The following is a 249-nucleotide window of genomic DNA, read 5'->3' as shown; positions in this document are numbered from 1 at the left end:
CGACGAGGCGCACTTGCAGCGGGTGATCCGAGCGGTGCGTTCGGCATGATTCCCTCGGGCGTGAAGGTGTTCCTCGCCAGCCATCCAGTCGACTTCCGCAAGGGTATCGATGGCCTTGTTGCGCTAGGTCGTGTGGACACTTATCGCATCCAAAGGACGATGGCTGCGAGAGTGACGACGGCGCGATAATTTCGAGCGGTCTTTTCGAAGCGGGTTGCAACGCGGCGGAACTGCTTGAGCTTTGAGAAG

The 249-nt window shown here is 59.4% G+C and carries 2 pseudogenes; one reads left to right on the top strand and one right to left on the bottom strand.

Annotation, left to right across the window (positions count from 1 at the left end):
- A pseudogene (locus tag AC066Y_RS43475) lies at positions 1 to 189 on the top strand (hypothetical protein); the annotation flags it as partial.
- On the opposite strand, the pseudogene AC066Y_RS43470 reads toward AC066Y_RS43475, so the two are convergent.
- A pseudogene (locus AC066Y_RS43470) lies at positions 141 to 249 on the bottom strand (IS5/IS1182 family transposase); the annotation flags it as partial. The pseudogenes AC066Y_RS43475 and AC066Y_RS43470 overlap by 49 nt on opposite strands.

The organism is Bradyrhizobium sp. USDA3010, assembly GCF_056429065.1.
Note: the sequence above shows the minus strand (reverse complement) of the source record. Positions and strands in the feature narration are given on the sequence as shown.